The 17,011-nt window shown below is 46.5% G+C and carries 15 protein-coding genes; 5 read left to right on the top strand and 10 right to left on the bottom strand.

Annotated elements, in window-relative coordinates:
- Window positions 1-55: 55 nt before the first annotated feature.
- Window positions 56-664 (bottom strand): bifunctional 4-hydroxy-2-oxoglutarate aldolase/2-dehydro-3-deoxy-phosphogluconate aldolase, encoded by a 609-nt coding sequence (locus tag A6E01_RS01780; protein ID WP_017242748.1) that lies wholly within the window; start codon window positions 662-664, stop codon window positions 56-58.
- Window positions 665-672: 8 nt separating this feature from the next.
- Entirely contained in the window at window positions 673-2,049 is a 1,377-nt protein-coding gene (locus tag A6E01_RS01775; RefSeq protein ID WP_017242749.1) for a GntP family permease, read from the bottom strand.
- Between the two features lie 154 nt (window positions 2,050-2,203).
- Here A6E01_RS01775 and A6E01_RS01770 point away from each other — a divergent pair, with 154 nt between their 5' ends.
- A complete protein-coding gene (locus A6E01_RS01770; protein ID WP_017028754.1) occupies window positions 2,204-2,725 on the top strand; it encodes a gluconokinase in 522 nt (173 codons plus the stop codon).
- Window positions 2,722-4,518: a phosphogluconate dehydratase gene (gene edd / locus A6E01_RS01765; RefSeq protein ID WP_017028755.1), complete on the top strand. Its 1,797-nt coding sequence runs from the start codon at window positions 2,722-2,724 to the stop codon at window positions 4,516-4,518. Before A6E01_RS01770 ends, edd begins: the two co-directional genes overlap by 4 nt.
- A 70-nt stretch (window positions 4,519-4,588) precedes the next feature.
- Here the strand turns inward: edd and A6E01_RS01760 are convergent, their stop codons facing one another.
- From A6E01_RS01760 to A6E01_RS01745, 4 genes are all read right to left on the bottom strand, one after another.
- Window positions 4,589-5,596: a LacI family DNA-binding transcriptional regulator gene (locus tag A6E01_RS01760; protein WP_017028756.1), complete on the bottom strand. Its 1,008-nt coding sequence runs from the start codon at window positions 5,594-5,596 to the stop codon at window positions 4,589-4,591.
- A 115-nt stretch (window positions 5,597-5,711) separates the two neighbouring features.
- On the bottom strand, window positions 5,712-6,563 hold the full coding sequence (gene focA / locus A6E01_RS01755; RefSeq protein WP_017028757.1) for a formate transporter FocA: 852 nt from the start codon (window positions 6,561-6,563) through the stop codon (window positions 5,712-5,714).
- A gap of 202 nt (window positions 6,564-6,765) precedes the next feature.
- Window positions 6,766-7,299 carry a DUF3299 domain-containing protein gene (locus A6E01_RS01750; RefSeq protein ID WP_237334483.1) on the bottom strand — a complete coding sequence of 178 codons (534 nt, stop codon included), beginning with the start codon at window positions 7,297-7,299 and terminating at the stop codon, window positions 6,766-6,768.
- Between the two features lie 73 nt (window positions 7,300-7,372).
- Window positions 7,373-9,334, bottom strand: coding sequence for a metallophosphoesterase family protein (locus A6E01_RS01745; RefSeq protein WP_017028760.1), 1,962 nt, complete (start codon window positions 9,332-9,334; stop codon window positions 7,373-7,375).
- 444 nt (window positions 9,335-9,778) lie between these two features.
- Here A6E01_RS01745 and A6E01_RS01740 point away from each other — a divergent pair, with 444 nt between their 5' ends.
- The gene (locus A6E01_RS01740; protein ID WP_017028761.1) at window positions 9,779-10,159 is read left to right on the top strand and encodes a hypothetical protein; all 381 of its coding nucleotides are present in this window, start codon (window positions 9,779-9,781) and stop codon (window positions 10,157-10,159) included.
- Between the two features lie 23 nt (window positions 10,160-10,182).
- Here A6E01_RS01740 and A6E01_RS01735 read toward each other — a convergent pair whose 3' ends face one another.
- Window positions 10,183-11,073 carry a LysR family transcriptional regulator gene (locus tag A6E01_RS01735; protein WP_017028762.1) on the bottom strand — a complete coding sequence of 297 codons (891 nt, stop codon included), beginning with the start codon at window positions 11,071-11,073 and terminating at the stop codon, window positions 10,183-10,185.
- Window positions 11,074-11,167: 94 nt separating this feature from the next.
- Between A6E01_RS01735 and A6E01_RS01730 the strand changes: the two genes are divergently transcribed.
- Window positions 11,168-12,535, top strand: a complete 1,368-nt coding sequence (locus A6E01_RS01730; protein WP_017028763.1) for an MATE family efflux transporter — start codon at window positions 11,168-11,170, stop codon at window positions 12,533-12,535.
- Window positions 12,536-12,541: 6 nt separating this feature from the next.
- Here A6E01_RS01730 and A6E01_RS01725 read toward each other — a convergent pair whose 3' ends face one another.
- The 3 genes from A6E01_RS01725 to A6E01_RS01715 all read right to left on the bottom strand — a co-directional run bounded on the left by A6E01_RS01725 (window position 12,542) and on the right by A6E01_RS01715 (window position 14,612).
- A complete protein-coding gene (locus A6E01_RS01725) occupies window positions 12,542-13,459 on the bottom strand; it encodes a M14 family metallopeptidase (protein ID WP_065209444.1) in 918 nt (305 codons plus the stop codon).
- A 31-nt stretch (window positions 13,460-13,490) separates the two neighbouring features.
- Window positions 13,491-14,081 carry an alpha-ketoglutarate-dependent dioxygenase AlkB family protein gene (locus tag A6E01_RS01720; protein ID WP_017028765.1) on the bottom strand — a complete coding sequence of 197 codons (591 nt, stop codon included), beginning with the start codon at window positions 14,079-14,081 and terminating at the stop codon, window positions 13,491-13,493.
- A gap of 114 nt (window positions 14,082-14,195) precedes the next feature.
- Window positions 14,196-14,612, bottom strand: a complete 417-nt coding sequence (locus tag A6E01_RS01715) for a hypothetical protein (protein ID WP_017028766.1) — start codon at window positions 14,610-14,612, stop codon at window positions 14,196-14,198.
- Window positions 14,613-14,893: 281 nt separating this feature from the next.
- Between A6E01_RS01715 and A6E01_RS01710 the strand changes: the two genes are divergently transcribed.
- Window positions 14,894-16,966: an alkyl/aryl-sulfatase gene (locus A6E01_RS01710; RefSeq protein WP_065209443.1), complete on the top strand. Its 2,073-nt coding sequence runs from the start codon at window positions 14,894-14,896 to the stop codon at window positions 16,964-16,966.
- Window positions 16,967-17,011: the final 45 nt, after the last annotated feature.

Raw genomic sequence — 17,011 nt, 5'->3', positions numbered from 1 at the left:
CAAAAAAAGCCGATAGGTTTCCCTATCGGCTTTTCACTATTTATAAGTCATTGAGTTATAAAGCTTTGATCAACTGCGCTATTGCATCCCAATCCTGTTCATCGACAAGCTTAGTTGGAACAATCCAAGTACCACCACAAGCCACTACCGCATCAATCGCAAGGTAGTCTTGTAGGTTGTTAGGGCTGACCCCACCCGTAGGCATAAAGCTCACTGGATAAACCGCCGTGAGTGCCTTGAGCATAGGTACACCACCAGATGGCTCAGCAGGGAAGAACTTCAATGTCTTCAAGCCCAGTTCCATTGCTTGTTCCACCAAACTTGGGTTATTTACCCCAGGAACAATCGGCATGCCGCGCTGCTGACAGTAGGTCACGACTTTAGGGTTTAAGCCAGGACTTACTACAAAGTCGGCGCCCGCTTCTATTGCTTGGTCAACTTGCGCAGTGCTTAACACTGTACCTGCACCAATAAGCAACTCAGAGTAGGCTTCGCGCATAAGACGAATGGACTCTGCACCTGCCTCGGTGCGGAAGGTAACCTCAGCGCACGGTAAGCCATTTTCTACCAGCACTTTTGCCAAAGGCACGGCTTGCTGCGCGTTGTTAATAGTAATGACCGGAACTACCTTAATCTCACGTAGTTGCTGTTCAATATTCGACATGTCGACCTCTAAAGAATGAAGCTAAGAGTTGCCACAATAATGAAGGCAATACTACCTAGTAGCGTCTCCATTACTGTCCAAGTTTTAAGTGTGGTTTTCTCATCCATTTCCATAAGACGAGAAACAAGCCAGAAACCAGAATCGTTGAAGTGAGACAGTACTGTTGCACCACCTGCGATAGAGATAACGATGAAACATAGGTCTAGCTCAGAAAGGCCGGTTGTCGCAGCAACTGTTGGAGCAATCAATGCAGCAGTTGTAGTCAAAGCGACCGTTGCAGAACCCTGCGCTACACGCAGACACGTAGAGATAACAAACGCGGCTACCACAATTGGCATGCCCGTATCAGCCAATACTCCCGCTAGTGCATCACCAATACCACTTGCGCGAAGTACGCCGCCAAACATACCACCAGCACCGGTTACTAGAATCACGGCACAAATAGGAGCAAGGGAGTCGCCACACAGTTTTTCAAGTTTTGCCATGCCGTAATCTTTGGCAAATACCCACAAGCAAACTAGCAAGGTAATCAGAAGTGCAATCGGGGTTTTACCTAGCATACGCAGGAATTCTACCACCGCTGATTTACCGTCAATCACCCCCGCAACCGCTAGTGTATTCAGACCAGTATCAAGACAGATAAGGACAACAGGCAACACCAAGATCGCCATTACCGTACCAAACTTAGGTAACTTAGATTCATCAACAATCGCGTCACTATTAAAGAAGGCCTTTGATAGTGGAATATCAAATTTCTTACCAGCGTACAAACCAAATAGGTAAGCACCAAAGTACCACGTCGGAATCGCCACTAGGATACCAACAAACAGCAGTAGACCGATGTTTGCGCCAAGCAAATCAGCCGCGGCTACTGGACCTGGATGTGGTGGTACAAAGGCATGCATAACCGCGAACGCACCTGCTGAAGGCAGAGCATATTTAAGTGGAGAGCCACCAAAGCGCTTAGCGACGCTAAAGATGATTGGCATCATGACCACAAGGCCAGCATCAAAGAAGATAGGGAAACCAAATAGCAAGGAGGCGATACCCAGAGCTAAAGGTGCGCGCTCTTTACCAAAGCGCCCTATCAAGGTATCCGCAAGCACCTTAGCACCGCCGGTTACCTCAAGTATTTTACCTATCATAGCGCCAAGACCAACAAGCAAAGCCACTGAGGCTAGTGTGCCTCCGAAGCCGCCCATCATGGTAGGCACCACTTGGTCTGTGCTAACGCCTGTTGCAATCGCGGTACCCAGACTCACAAGGGTCAGAGAAGCAAAAGCATGAACTTTTAATTTAATGATTAGGATTAGCAATGCTGCTATAGCTAACCCCGCAATAGTTAACAGAAATGTAGGATCTGCGGCTTGAGCGATCTGCTCCATGGTCTCACCTTTAGAATTAAAATATTTGTGTGTTGGTTCACATCTAACTAAGTTACGGGTAACATGTTACCCGTAACAATAATAAGATAAACCTATATTTTGAAGTGGTGTCGAAAATTGAGATCACGCGCAAACTTTATCGAAAGGAACAATTATGGCGGGCAGTAGCATTATCGTAATGGGTGTATGTGCGAGTGGAAAAAGCACTATCGGCGCTCAGTTAGCACAGAAATTAGGGTACAAGTTCATCGATGGTGATGACCTTCACCCTAGAGCAAATATTCAGAAAATGGCGTCAGGAATGCCATTAGATGATGACGATCGTACACCTTGGCTAGAACGAATTCGTGATGCTGCCTATAGCCTAGAGAGCAAAAATGAACATGGGGTTATCGTGTGTTCGGCTCTGAAAAAGAAATATCGCGATCAAATTCGTGAAGGCAATGGCAACGTTACCTTCTTATTCTTGGACGGTAGCATGGACCTCATCATGGAGCGTATGAAGCAACGTAAAGGCCACTTTATGAAACTGAATATGGTTACCAGTCAATTTGAAGCCTTAGAAAGACCAGACGCTGAACCAAAGACCATTGTCGTTGATATTGACTGCAGTATCGCAGAAGTTGTTGAGCGCTCTGCCGCTGCCATTACAGAAAAAAGTGAGAACCTTGCATGATTCATCCAACCGTCCAAGCAGTAACAGAACGTTTGATTGAACGCAGCCTTGAAAGTCGTGCTGCCTTTATGGCGCAAACTCAGCAACAAGCCGAGCAAGGCAAGGTGCGTGCTCATTTGTCCTGTGGCAACCTCGCCCATGCTGTCGCTGCGTCATGCTCATCTGAAAAGAGCCAGATTCTAGATTTTACACGCTCAAATGTGGCGCTGATTACCTCTTACAATGACATGCTAAGTGCGCATCAGCCTTATCAGCATTACCCAGATCAAATAAAGAAATCTCTTGCCGAGCTAGGCCACACAGCGCAAGTAGCCGGCGGCGTCCCTGCTATGTGTGATGGAGTGACCCAAGGCCAGGCTGGCATGGATATGTCTTTGTTTTCTCGTGATTTAATCGCGCAATCCACGGCCCTTTCTCTAAGCCACAATATGTTTGATGCCACTTTGCTACTGGGTATTTGTGACAAAATTGCCCCAGGACAACTGATGGGTGCGCTCGCGTACGCGCACCTACCAACGGCATTCGTACCAGCCGGGCTAATGCCAACGGGCATCAGCAACGAAGAGAAGGTCAGCGTTCGTCAGCAATATGCTGCGGGTGAAGTCGGTAAAGATGCCCTTCTTGAAATGGAATGTCAGGCATACCACTCACCGGGCACTTGTACTTTCTATGGCACTGCAAACACCAATCAACTGGTGTTTGAAGCTATGGGCTTGATGTTGCCGGGTTCAGCGTTTATCCAACCAAACTCTGCACTTCGACACGCGCTAACAGACTTTGCGGCTAAGAAGGTTGCGTCAATGACCGCAGGTTCAAGTAACTTCCGCCCTCTTTCTGATGTTGTGACCGAGAAGAACCTTATCAATGGCGTTATTGCCTTGCTCGCTTCTGGTGGCAGTACCAACCACACCATTCATATGTTGGCTGTGGCACGCGCGGCAGGTATTCAACTCACCTGGCAAGACATCAGCGATCTTTCTAATACTGTTCCTTTGCTGGCTCGAGTCTATCCAAATGGCCCTGCGGACATGAATGCCTTCCAAGAAGCCGGTGGCGTTCCTGCTCTGCTACATAGATTGGATCAATCCAACCTATTGCATCGTGATGTAACCCCAACCTTTGGAAGCTTCGAAGAGCAGATGACACTGCCAAGCTTGAGTGATGGAGAATTGGTTTGGCATCACTGCCAAGGCAGTGTCGATGCAGAAGTTATCTCAACAACCGATGAGGTATTCCAGGCGACTGGTGGCACTCGAGTGTTAGATGGCAACCTAGGCCGTTCTGTGGTGAAAGTGTCTGCAGTAAAAGAAGATCAACGCGTGATTGAAGCACCTGCAATTGTCTTTCAGTCTCAGCACGATGTTGAAGCGGCGTACCAGCGCGGAGAGCTGAATAAAGACTGCGTTGTGGTGGTCACCCACAATGGTCCAGCGGCAAACGGCATGCCTGAACTTCACAAGCTCATGCCAATTCTCGGGAATATCCAAAAGGCTGGCCATAAGGTGGCACTGGTCACTGATGGCCGCTTATCTGGCGCATCAGGCAAGATCCCATCAGCAATCCACATTTCTCCTGAAGCGATTCGCGGTGGCGCCATTGGTTTAGTTAGAGACGGCGATATGATTCGTTTGGACTGTCAAACATCAGAGCTGAACAACCTTACTGACTCTAGCGGTCGAACGATGCTAGAGATCGATACTGAAGCGGATCAAATGACTTGGGGACGTAACTTGTTTAAGACGATTCGCCAGACTGTCACCAGCGCAGAAGAAGGCGCAAGCTTTATCATCTAATCTATTTTACATCTTACAAATAGATGTGAGGAATCTAAGGCCAGCGAACGTTCGTTGGCCTTTTTTATCCCTATACACTCTCGCCTTGAGTAAAGCTATAACCCATGTCGACTTGTGGGCTAGTCGTCAATGTACCCTGCAAGCGCTGAATAAGAAGGTCCGCACTTTTCGCACCAATGTCGTATCTAGGGGTATCAATGCTGGTCAATATTGGGCGGATGGTTTGCCCCATTTCCAAGGCATTGTAACCAATCACCGAAATCTGCTTAGGCACTTCTATACCGCGTTGCTGAGCGCTTAATACAGTACCGATTGCAATATCATCGTTGGTACAAAATACACCATCGAGATCAGGATAGGTTTGCAAGGCTTTGTCTAACAACGCATGCCCCAGCGACGAGCTTGAGTGCTCTGAGGTCAGTATGTGTTTTAGTTCCAATCCAGCTTCTAGCAATGCTTTATCGTAGCCCTGCATACGCAATTTAGTACGAGTATCAAGACGAGCACCAAAATAGGCGATGGAGGTTTTACCCGCAGCAATCAGTTTTTTGACCGCGACATAAGAAGCCTCAACATGATCGAGACCAACGGCTATATCAATCGGATTCTCGGGAAGCTCCATAGTTTCAACGACAGGCACATTGGCGTTCTTTATCATCTGCAAAGTGCGCTTGGTGTGATGGCTTTCGGTTAGAATTAAGCCGTCAACTTGATAGGCAAGCAAAGACGCTATCTTGCGCTCTTCTTCCTGTTCATCATAGCTAAAGTGGGCAATGAGAATTTCATAACCGTGTTCTTTTGTAACCGCTTCAATTCCTTGAACGAAAGAGGCAAAGATTTGGTTGGAGAGAGATGGAAGCAATACCCCGATAGCTTTACTAGACGATTTTGAAAGCATGGCCGGAGCTCGGTTTTCGATATAACCGACCTCTTCTAATACTGCTGATATCTTGTGGCGTGTCTTTTCGGCTACGGAATCTGGATTACGTAAATAACGCGATACCGTCATCTTGGTTACGCCAACCAGATCGGCTACGTCCTGTAGCGTGGGTCTGTTCTTCTTTGGGGTTTGCGTCATAAAAAGCGATAAGTCCTAATAATGCTCTCATCATTATGACCAATCACTTAAATCCATACAACATATTGCGCCTATGGAAAGGTGATAGGCACAATATTCGAGGAAAAATAACCCCTTAGTCTTTTAGATAGATCATCCAAAAGTAGATACCCACAAACAAACCACCACCAATGATATTGCCAATAGTGACAGGGATTAGGTTGTTTATAACAAAATCCAGAACGTTGAGATCGGCATAGTTAGCAATGTTTGCCCCTGTCATTTGCCAAAATTCTGCTGGTGCGAAGTTTTTAATGGCAATCGCCATAGGCACCTGGAACATGTTTGCGATGCTGTGCTCAAAGCCCGATGCCACAAACATTGCCACTGGCAAGATCAAGATAATCACTTTATCTGTAAGAGAGCGGGCACTGTATGTCATCCAAATAGCCAAACAAACCAAAAGATTACACATCAAGCCCAACGCAACGGCCTGCCAGAAAGTATGGTGAAGCTTATGCTGTGAAATGGCCATGGCATTGAGCCCCATCAGCCCGCCATCACTCATATATTCTTTAGTGACCATCATGATACCCACCAGCATCATGGCCCCAACAAAATTACCGAAGTAGACAACGCACCAGTTCTTGGCCAGTTGACCCCATGTTATTCGACCACTCACCTTAGCAACGAGCGTCAGCACTGTGCTGGTAAACAGCTCACCGCCTGTGATAACCACAAGTATCAAGCCAAGGCTGAACGCCAACCCGCCCATCAACTTCGCCATACCATAGGGCATTTCCGCTGCGCCCGTCGTCACCACAGTATAAAAAACGAATGCGATGCCAATGTGCATGCCAGCAGCAATCGCTAACATAAATGATTTTATTGGCTTTTTGGTTGCTTTGCTTTCACCTACATCAGCGGCACGTACGGCCATTTCTGGAGGAAGAAGAGATTCAAAAGGAGTGGGGGTTGTATCTGCCATTACGCAATTTCACACATAGATAAAGGTTAAAGAGTACGCAGAATCTACTCCTCATCAGTCCTATTGCATAGCTGTGTTTATGCAACTTTATATTGAATTTATGGCAAGCAGCATTTTTATAGCTGTACAGCTTAAAGGGTATTTGAGCTATGATGATCTATTTGATCATCATAGGTCAAATACCTTCAATAATTAGCTAATTCTATACGTTGGGTCCTACATATGTTGCTGTCATTTGGTATCCGATGCCAATACCGTTGCTTTCAAATTCTGTCATCTCCAAAGCTCCCTCAATCACAATGGAATCGAAGAAGTAGCTCGCTGGAATGCCAGTCTCGTAACGTACAACAATCATTTGATTCGCTGGCGGTGGAGGCACATGAATACATGCGCCAAAGAAGGGCACCAAGATGAATTCAGTCACCATGCCATTTTCCCCTTCAAGTGGGGCCATGAAGCCAGCTAGGCGAATATTCTCACCCGCCAAAGAAGTGGCATAATTTACCTCTCCCAATCCATATTGCTGGTCTAATCCGGGGGCTTCTTCATTGTGTAATGGCATTGCTTGCAAGGTTTGAATTTGCTGTGAAAGGGCTAGTTGCTCCTCTTCAGGAATAAGATCTAGCCAATCAATCTGTTGGCTTTGTAGCTTGGTTTCAGTAATTGATTCGGAGCAGCCACTGACAAACCAAACCAACAGAACAGCGGATAACAGTAAACAGATACGGTTTAACATAAATAAGGTACAAACTTGTTTGGGGAAAGGATAAGGGGTGGGATTCTGCCACCCCTATAGCTCTAATTTCGAATTACTTGATCAGAGCAATTTCTGCATCACCATGAAGGACAACCCAGAAGTTATTCTCCGCAGCATCTTTACCGACCAAAGGCTCGGCATGGCATCCTGGAACTCGGTTTGGCGGTGTATCTAGGTACTCGTCTTCAAAACGCCCTTCGAATACACACTCATCAGAGGTAATGGTCTGCCATTCTCCCCACCCTTTTTTCCATGCCAGCTGATGCTTATCAAAGTCTACCCCTGGTGCCACCTCAAACTGGAAGGCATACGGGTCTGAAGATTGCTTTAACAGATCCCAGTCTGCTGTTGCGTAGCTAGGTAGAGGATGAGGCGCTTTTGCTGAGCCATCAGGTTGGCTTCCCGGCATGCCTTGTTCAGTCTGAATATCCTTTTCACCGCCGTACGCATTTTGGTAAATGCCCGATTGGTTTTGAGTGCCAGAGATTATGGCAATATCGGATGCTGTTTCTTTGCTTGCTTCAGACCAACTCAGAGATAAAAGTTTCTTCATATCAATCGTCGTAGCACGAACGGTGACGTTTTCGTTCTCTTCGTTTGGATAGATACGCTCATCACCATTTAGATTCGGTGTCCAAGAAGCATGCTTTTGGAACAAGAACTGATAAGCCATGCGCATAAGCTCGTTTTGGCTTTGTGCCTTACTGTAGCCCTCAGTCCAGCTTAGTGTTCTCTGCGTTGAATCAACACGGTTGAAGGTGTTGTTCTCTCCCGCTAAAACCCTGACTCGTGAACCATCATCAGCAACACACTCGTTGGTGCGGTAGCTAGCGGTATACTCCAGCACTGGTCGCATATCTTCCGGTAGGCTATTGGCATAGATAATCTTTTCACAGCGATTATTAGTGCGAGAGAACTTATCCATTAGTACCCACTCTGGATCAACAAGCTCTTTTGCCCCATCGTCATTGTGCTTGACGGTATGAGGCGCAGAGAATGCCGTGTAATCTATGCGATCACCCTTGATAGCAAGTTGCGCCGCATTCACATCATAGGCGTAGGAGTCATGGCCCTCGTTGTATGTACCCATCTTCATCTGAATTACGTTTTGCACCAACTCACGCTCACCGTACCGGAACTCATAGCCTTTGTACGAGGCGTTGCCGCTGACAATCTGAGTGTATTGAGGAAGGCGATAATTGCCCCCAGTCGGAGTCCAAGATTGAGTCTCAGTGCCGACTGGCGCTTTAATCACTGAACGTTGGTAAAGATGCTCATGTCCCTGAACCCACACCACATCATTCTCATAGAAGAAGTCACGGATCTGGTCCCACTGGCTGTGCAGTTTATCATCGCGGTAGCCACCCTCTGTGCCTTCTACGATAAGCTCGCGTGTCTCACCATATTTCGCACCCACTAAGCCATCATGGCTGGCAATGACAACATGATCGATATTGTTACGATGCTCGGCGACTACTTCTTTTATCCACGGGAAAGCAATTGGCAGGTTCCAATACGCGAGTGGGATGATCAGGGTGTTCTTACGAATCACGTAGTAGTTCAACCACTCACGCTTAGGCATGTGCACCGCGTCCTCGGGAATGAACTCCTTCATGTAGTCAATCCATTCAGTGGTATAGGCAAAGCTATCTTCGTGGTTGCCCATCAAGGGTAAAAACTCCATTCCTTGAGCCTTGTACTCACGAGCAATTCCAACCCAGCTTTCCCACTCGGTCGTTGTGCCTTTATCTGTTAGGTCACCAACAGGAATAACAATGTTAACCCCTTGCTCAAGATGCTTATCGAGCACTGCTCTCATTGGATGCTCAGCAACCTTAATACCATCAGCCTGAGTATCAGGAAGCAAACCTATGGTTAGCTCTGCTTGGGCTTCTGGAATATTCGGCTCATCAGGTTTTTGCGTATCATTACCTGAATCGGTACTGCCGCTATTACAGCCAGCCAAGGTTAAGGCAACTAGAGTTGCGAGAAAGGATTTTTTTGACGGTAACATTGTTGTGTTTCCCTACTAGGTTATTAATGGCTAGGGAAACTAAGAGGCTTGCATTACATTCTGGTTTCAGTTTTTTAAGCAAACGATGACACAAACATGACCGTACTATTTCAATTCAAATAACTACTACTAACCTATTGTTTTAAAAGAACTTAAAATTAGATCTATTACTCTATAATCTAAAAATGGAAATGTCAGGCAATGTAAGTTCGCGTTACCTTTTACCTAACAGCGCAATTAACAACGTCAACGCTTCCATCTTGGCTACAACAAAAAATCTTTTTGGATCATGATGTTACTATTCTGTGAGCTGTACGGTATAATTGTTGTTCACAATTTATTTCAATTCACACCACACACTAAGCACTCAGTTGTATATCACTTTCCCGCCCCCCGAGATTGAGTCTAGTGGCCGTTAACTGTGAGAGCTATCTAGGGAAATCTATGGATCAGAAAGAAAAGAGGCTGATAAAGGTATTCAGCATCATATTGTCGCTCGTTTTTGCGATATCGAGTATCGCCAAGTTTTCGGGGGTAGAACTGCTGCATCTGCCATTCAAAGAAATGAGCCTATCCACTTGGTACGGCTACTTTATTGCGGTGTTAGAAATGTTAATGGCGATGGGCATTCTCAAAAAAAATACCGCCTCTATGTCAGCGGTGGGCATGAACGTTATCTTTGCGGGCATGAGCTTTTATTTTTACAACTATCAAACCCCACTCTATTTGATACCAACTGGGATACTTGCCCTTATGGCGATTACTGTGGCCTATTTAACACATGATGACTGCATTACCGCGCAAGGTCTGCCGAAAACACAGTAAAGTCCCTTTCACCAGCGCACGGCCTAAATGCTGGATGGTTGAATAAAGATATTTTTCAATGCGTGATGTAGCCACTCACTCACCACACCGATCCCATTTTCTCGTCGACGTATCAACCCCACCTCAGCGGTAAGGCTAACCGGCAAGTTGTCTGCGGGTAACTGCACCAAACTATCACGATACCACTGAGCTGAAGCAATATGATCAGGAATGAGCGCCCACCCCATTCCATTTCCCACTAAATCACCGATGACAAAATAGCTGTCTATGTACCAATGATGAGCGACTAAGGGTTCATCCCGACCTTCTCCGTTGCGATCGCAGATAACAAACTGCCGGTATTGCTGCAGGTCCACTATAGTCGGTGACTTTACGCGAGTAAGGGGATGGTCTTGCCCTGCAATGAGTCGCAATCGATACTGGCCTATCGAAGTAAACTCTAACTCTTCATCAATTTGACGTGACTTAAACAACACCCCAAGGTCCGCTTTTCCTTGCTCTATATACAGCGAAATATCTTCTCTAGACCCATTGATAATAGTGAGCTTTAGATTTGGAAAAGCCTCACCCAACTCCACAAATATTGGGGCAAATGCCATGACCTGAATCGCCTCATCTACCGCTAACACCAGCTCAATCTCTTCCTTTTTAGAGGCACTTAACGCGCGTGATTGCAGGCGCTGAGCTTGCTCAAGCACGCCTTTTGCCTCCACCAGCATCTCTTTTCCAAGAGGAGTGAGCTCAGGTAATTTACGAGAGCGATCAAACAGCTCAAAGCCTAGGTCCGCCTCTAAGTTTGCGACCGCGGTACTGACTCGAGATTGCGCCTTGCCTAATTTACGGGCAGCAGCCGAAAAGGAGCCCAATTGAGCTGAATATACAAATGACTGCAGTTGATCTAGGGTCCAGTTCATGGTTTCACCTATACGCTAAACGGATAGTAACTAACTTTTATATATCATATTTTACTAGATAATGGGGCCAAATTATTTAGCCAGATAGAAAAGCATGACCACCGAAGCGATAAAACAAGACGAATCAGTTAGCCAAGTATTCTGGCGCTTTGCCATACCTTCTGTAGCGGCAATGCTGATCAGTGGCTTGTATCAAATCATCGACGGTATTTTTGTTGGTCATTATGTGGGCTATTCGGGTCTTGCCGGTATCAATATGGCGTGGCCTATCATTGCGACCATTATGGGATTTGGCATCCTCGTGGGTATGGGGGCAGGAAGCCTTGTTTCCATGTATCGCGGTGAGAGACAGCCTCAGCAAGCGACCAATGTTTTACAAACCGCCATTGGCTTAACCATCTTGTTCTCCCTCATCTCTATGCCAATTATTGGTGTATGGGGGCGAGACCTATTGGTACTGCAGGGCGCTGCGGGCGAGTCTCTTACTCACGGTTTCAATTACATCAGTATCTTTGTTTACAGTGCGCCTATGGCGATTTCAGCCACTGTTATCCCAATGCTTGTCCGCAACGACAATAGCCCAAAGGTGGCTACGGTATTAACCATCATTGGTGCTGTACTCAATATAATCTTGGACTACCTGTACATAGGCGTTCTTGACCAAGGACTGCAAGGGGCAGCCATTGCTACGGCAATATCTCAACTCGTCGTGACTGTGCTTGGTCTTGCTTATTTTGTCTCTAATAAAGCCGAGATTCGCTTAACAAGCCTGGCGTTTGATTTTCAAAAAGCGTTTCGCATCTGTCAGTTAGGCGCATCTAGCATGCTGATGTTTGCTTATTTCTCTTTTGTTATCGCGCTGCATAATCGCTTATTGATGCACTACGGCACTGAGGTTCATGTCGGTGCCTTTGCCATCATCGGCTATATAGCCACGATGTACTATTTGTTTGCGGAGGGCATCGCATCAGGCATGCAGCCTCCCGTGAGCTACGATTTTGGCGAAAAGCGTTATAGCCGCATCAAGGGGACTGTGGCTTTGGCGCTGAAGGTAGTATTGATATCGGGCGTCGCAACAGTCGTGCTATTGAATCTGTTTCCTGAGTTCTTTATCTCTTGGTTCTCGGATTCAAATGCAGAATTGATAGCTACCACAGTTACGGGGATGCGACTGCATCTAGCAGCTCTATTTCTAGATGGATTCTTATTCTTGGCTTCGGTGTACTTTATGGCGGTGGGCAAAGCAGGAAAGGCGATGTTCGTTTCTGTGGGCAACATGCTAGTGCAATTACCGTTTCTGTTCTTTGTTCCTCAATGGTTTGGTGTTGAGGGTGTCTGGGTGGCCGTGCCATTGTCAAACCTTGCATTGACAATGATCGTAGCCCCAATGCTGTGGAAAGATATCCAAGCCTTGACTAATAAAGAGGTGGCTATTTCCGACGCGGTCGTCGCCACCTCTTAACGTCAATTAAAGCGCTTTAAGGTAATCCAACATTCCGGTAATCGCCGCTACTTGGGCGCGGTTACACTCCTCGGTTGTTGCTTTAGCGCTGTCTGGATACACTTCGGTTGTCGTGGTGTATTTGGCCTTGCTAAAGCCAGCGCATAGGCCCAGTTTTTCTAGCGGATAGTTAATTACGCCATGCTGTACCACTTGTGAACCAATGATGGTGCCATCTGGGTCAGCAGGGGCAATATGAGTGACTTTTTCCACGGAAGCAATAATGGCTGTCTGCATCTCTTCACATGGATTTTCAGTGTCGCCCACAGTATAAAAACCATCAGGAATTGAACCCTCAAAGTACTCCAGCCCATCGCGTGCCGCTAAGGCCGGTCTAAATTCTTCTTCATCACTGTTTGTAGTCTCATGCAGATCGATATGTGCAAAGACTTCAACACCTAGGTCTTTGACAAACTGCATCACTAGCGCAGACTCAGGGGCTGAGCTGTTCTCTACAAATGAGCGATTTGGGTCTACTGCCTCTGGGTTCCAGCGATTAATGATTTCATAGCCCCAAGGAGATACACAGGGTGCAACAATGAGATTGAAGTCGCTTTGATACTGAGAGGCCGTTTCTTTCAAAAACAGCAGTGCGCCTTGTACGCCACTGGTCTCGTAACCATGTACACCACCGGTGACAAGTACCGTTGGCTTATCGCTATGCCATTGCTTAGATTTAAAGCCAAACAGTGGGTAAGGCCCTGATGGGTAATCCAGCTCTCCATATTGAACACGCTCGAAGCTATCACCGATTTCATCCATCTTAGAAAGCACTTCGTCTTTATAAGAACGCTGTAAAGTGCGACTCTCACGCCATTGTTGAACTTCTTTTTGAGTCCACTTTTGACCGGGTGTTCCAATTGGATAAGTGTGTGTTTGTTGCATGCTCGTGGTCCATTCTAGATGAGTATGCGAGCTAGCCTATCACACTCCGAAAGGTAAGATTAATACGCGGTTGTGAGACTTTTGTGGTTTTTGGGATACAGTGTTGCCAATGCGCTTGCAAATCGCCCGCCATTACCAGTAAAGCGCCATCCTCTAATATGTACTCTATCTTTTGCTTGGTCTGTTTGTGCTTAAGAATGAAACGCCGACTAGCACCTAGGCTTAATGAAGCAATGATGGGGGAATCTCCCAATGATTTTTCATCATCACTATGCCATCCCATGTGGTCTTGCCCATCACGGTAGAGATTGATCAGAGCAGTATTAAAGCTTTGCTGGGCAATGCTTTCCACTCTTTCCTTGATAGGCTGTATTAGTGCTGGCCAAGGCAAGGGCTCAAGGGTAATACCCGAGTATCTATAAGCGTGCGTACCACACAATACGTGTAGCCTTGGCTGCATCACCGAGCGTCCGTACATTTTGATTGCTCGCTGCTCCCAAGGAAGTTGATTGTGCAGAGACTGAAATAACTCATTGGCCTCGTTAGGTAGCATGAATTTGGGGTCGTAATAGAGCCAACCCTGCTCTACCTCTAACCATTGAGGCTGCTCTGGAAATAGCACTATAAAATTGCTCGCACGATAAACATGCGTTTAGATTAGCAACAAAACTTGGATAAACGCAAAAACGCCAAGCATTGCTTGGCGTTAATATGGAATACAAAGTTGCCCCAACTATTAGCTCTCTTCAGAGCCGTCTTTTTGCTCTTCCATATCAGCCAGTTTGGCTTCTAGCTCTTTGATTTTCACTTCAGCCTCTAGCTCCGCAAGGCGCTTCTCAGCATCAGAGCGATTATCCTGCTTTAAGCCATCAGCCTGGATCTCTGTTCTATCTTTAGAGCGAGCATCATCCACATCTTTCATTGAGCCAGCAACACCACCAGCAACACCGCCAGCTACCGCCCCTTTAGCCGCTAAGCTAGCATCGCCAGTTAACGCACCTGCCGTTGCACCTAGCAAGGCACCACCAATAGCGCCACGGTTACGACCCGCATTTTTATTCTCAGCATCCATTGCCTCGTTTGATGCACAGCCTGTTACAGTAAACAGAGAAGCAATCAGAAGTAGTAGAGTAGATTTAGTACGCATTGTCATGGCAACCTCAGTAGTCAGTGTTGTTTGGGAACGCTGATAATTTAACCAAATCTAACCATTCAAAAAATAGCCGAAGCAGTAAATCTGATATTTCCATTAAAAATATCTAATCTTTCTCCTATTCATGCTGAAGGAGAACTGCATTTTCTCGGGCATATGAATTCAATACCTCCAGATATTTATATTGAAAATATCTGAAAGCAAGTTCCCCATAATGATTGAATCATTCAGTTCTCATAAGCTACCCCACATCGGCACTTTGCCCACTTATGAGAGACATTATGAAAGCGAACCTTCTTCCTTTATCTTTAGTCATTATTAGCGCTTTGACCGCAACAGCGTCTTTTGCTGGTGCCAGTGCAAACGAAGCGCTACCCGCATTTAATGCTGAGTCAAAAAATGCAACTAAGTACACCGCTGACTTTAATAACTCACTGCGCTCACAATTGAACTTCTCTGATACAACGGATTTTGAGTTGGCTGATAAAGGATTTATCGCTCGTGAAGACAACCTTAAGATCATGAACAAAGATGGCAAAAGCGTTGCTTGGGAATTAGGTAGCTATGACTTCCTATTACAAGGCAAAGACTTTGACAGCATTCACCCTAGTATGCAGCGTCAAGCCGTCCTAAACATGAAGCACGGTCTTTACCAAGTGCGAGATGGTGTTTATCAGGTACGTGGCTATGACCTAGCCAATATTACCTTCGTACGCAGTGAAAATGGCTGGATTGTCTTCGATCCATTGACCATCCCTGAAACAGCAGAAGCTGCTTATGAGCTGTTTAAGAAGCATGTTCCAAATGGCGATCTACCAATAAAAGCAGTGGTGTATTCTCACTCTCATGCTGACCACTTTGGTGGAGTAAAAGGGATTGTCTCTCAGCAGCAGGTTGATGCTGGTGAGGTTGAGATCATTGCGCCTCGTGGCTTTACCAAACACTCGATCTCAGAAAACGTTCTGGCAGGGACGGCAATGGCAAGGCGCGTGCTGTACCAATACGGCACATCACTAGACAAAGGCGCTCAAGGACAAGTGGATGCGGCCATTGGTAAGTCCGTGGCTTCTGGTGAGCTGTCTTTGATCATTCCGACTCTAGAGGTTCAAGACGACATCCAAAGCGTTACCGTAGATGGCCTAGAGCTGGTAATGCAGAACGCGCCAGAAACCGAAGCGCCATCAGAAATGAACACCTATATCCCAGAATACAAGACGTACTGGGGTGCGGAAACTACCGTGGGCGGTCTTCATAACCTGTACACACTTCGCGGCGCATTTGTTCGTGACTCCTTGCAATGGGCAGATGTGATCAACGAAGCCTTGTATGAGTTTGGTCATCACTCAGAGGTGCTGATCGCCTCTCACAGCTGGCCTCGCTGGGGCAACGACAACGTGGTTAACTTCCTCGAGAAGCAGCGTGATATGTATGGCTACCTGCACGATGAATCTCTGCGTCTGGCAAATCATGGCGTCAACATCAATGACATCCAAGATGAATTTAAAGTGCCTGAAACCTTAGCCAATGAATGGTACTTGCGTGGCTATCACGGTTCTTATCATCGTAATGCCAAAGCGGTATTAAATAAGTACCTAGGCTACTTTGACATGAACCCAGCGAGTCTGATTCCGCACAGCACGACTGAATCAGCGAAACGCTATGTAGAAGACTTTGGTGCCGACAACATTATTGCTGCCGGTAGCAAAGCCTTTGATCGAGGTGACTACCGCTGGTGTGCTGAGATCGTCAATAAGGTGGTCTTTGCTGAACCTGAAAACAAGCAAGCTCGATACCTGCAAGCAGACTGTCTTGAGCAATTAGGCTACCAGAGTGAATCATCTGGAGAGCGTAACGTATTTCTTGTGGGCGCTGATGAACTGCGCCGAGGTATTGTCAAAGGCGCATCCACTAAGACCGCCTCTGCAGACATGATTCAAAACATGCCAACGGCAGATTTTCTGAACTACATGGGCGTACGCCTAAATGGACCAAAGGCGGCGCAAGACAACTTTGAAATGCGCGCCAACTTAATCATTACCGATGAGAATGAGAAGTTTGCCATCGAGGTGAAGAACGGTCGCATGAGCTCGATTGAAGGCTTTGATGTCAACAATCCAAACTTCACATTGACTATGCAACGCTCAGCCTTCGATCAATTGCTGACTCAGCAATCGACCATGCAAGAGTTGATCAAATCAGGTGAAATTAAGGCGGAAGGCAGTCTGGATAAGCTGGGTGAACTAACGGGTTATCTGGACAACTTCGAGATGTATTTCAACGTGATAGAGCCACAAGATCACTCAAAGTATAGCGTGGGCTACTCTGCCTCAGGTGAGTCTCCGATTAACCGATAATCAAATAAAAACACGCGTTGGCTAAAGTCCTAGGAGGCAAGCTTA

Origin of the sequence: Vibrio breoganii, from assembly GCF_001677275.1 — a bacterium.
In the GTDB taxonomy this organism is placed as follows: domain Bacteria; phylum Pseudomonadota; class Gammaproteobacteria; order Enterobacterales; family Vibrionaceae; genus Vibrio; species Vibrio breoganii.
Note: the sequence above shows the minus strand (reverse complement) of the source record. Positions and strands in the feature narration are given on the sequence as shown.

Excerpts from the sequence above, each read along its gene's own strand:
- A6E01_RS01775 (WP_017242749.1), bottom strand. The coding sequence starts at position 2,049 with ATGGAGCAGATCGCTCAAGCCGCAGATCCTACATTTCTGTTAACTATT.
- A6E01_RS01725 (WP_065209444.1), bottom strand. The coding sequence starts at position 13,459 with ATGCAACAAACACACACTTATCCAATTGGAACACCCGGTCAAAAGTGG.
- A6E01_RS01780 (WP_017242748.1), bottom strand. The coding sequence starts at position 664 with ATGTCGAATATTGAACAGCAACTACGTGAGATTAAGGTAGTTCCGGTC.
- focA (WP_017028757.1), bottom strand. The coding sequence starts at position 6,563 with ATGGCAGATACAACCCCCACTCCTTTTGAATCTCTTCTTCCTCCAGAA.
- A6E01_RS01715 (WP_017028766.1), bottom strand. The coding sequence starts at position 14,612 with ATGACAATGCGTACTAAATCTACTCTACTACTTCTGATTGCTTCTCTG.
- A6E01_RS01735 (WP_017028762.1), bottom strand. The coding sequence starts at position 11,073 with ATGAACTGGACCCTAGATCAACTGCAGTCATTTGTATATTCAGCTCAA.
- A6E01_RS01760 (WP_017028756.1), bottom strand. The coding sequence starts at position 5,596 with ATGACGCAAACCCCAAAGAAGAACAGACCCACGCTACAGGACGTAGCC.
- A6E01_RS01740 (WP_017028761.1), top strand. The coding sequence starts at position 9,779 with ATGGATCAGAAAGAAAAGAGGCTGATAAAGGTATTCAGCATCATATTG.
- A6E01_RS01730 (WP_017028763.1), top strand. The coding sequence starts at position 11,168 with ATGACCACCGAAGCGATAAAACAAGACGAATCAGTTAGCCAAGTATTC.
- edd (WP_017028755.1), top strand. The coding sequence starts at position 2,722 with ATGATTCATCCAACCGTCCAAGCAGTAACAGAACGTTTGATTGAACGC.
- A6E01_RS01710 (WP_065209443.1), top strand. The coding sequence starts at position 14,894 with ATGAAAGCGAACCTTCTTCCTTTATCTTTAGTCATTATTAGCGCTTTG.
- A6E01_RS01770 (WP_017028754.1), top strand. The coding sequence starts at position 2,204 with ATGGCGGGCAGTAGCATTATCGTAATGGGTGTATGTGCGAGTGGAAAA.
- A6E01_RS01750 (WP_237334483.1), bottom strand. The coding sequence starts at position 7,299 with ATGTTAAACCGTATCTGTTTACTGTTATCCGCTGTTCTGTTGGTTTGG.
- A6E01_RS01745 (WP_017028760.1), bottom strand. The coding sequence starts at position 9,334 with ATGTTACCGTCAAAAAAATCCTTTCTCGCAACTCTAGTTGCCTTAACC.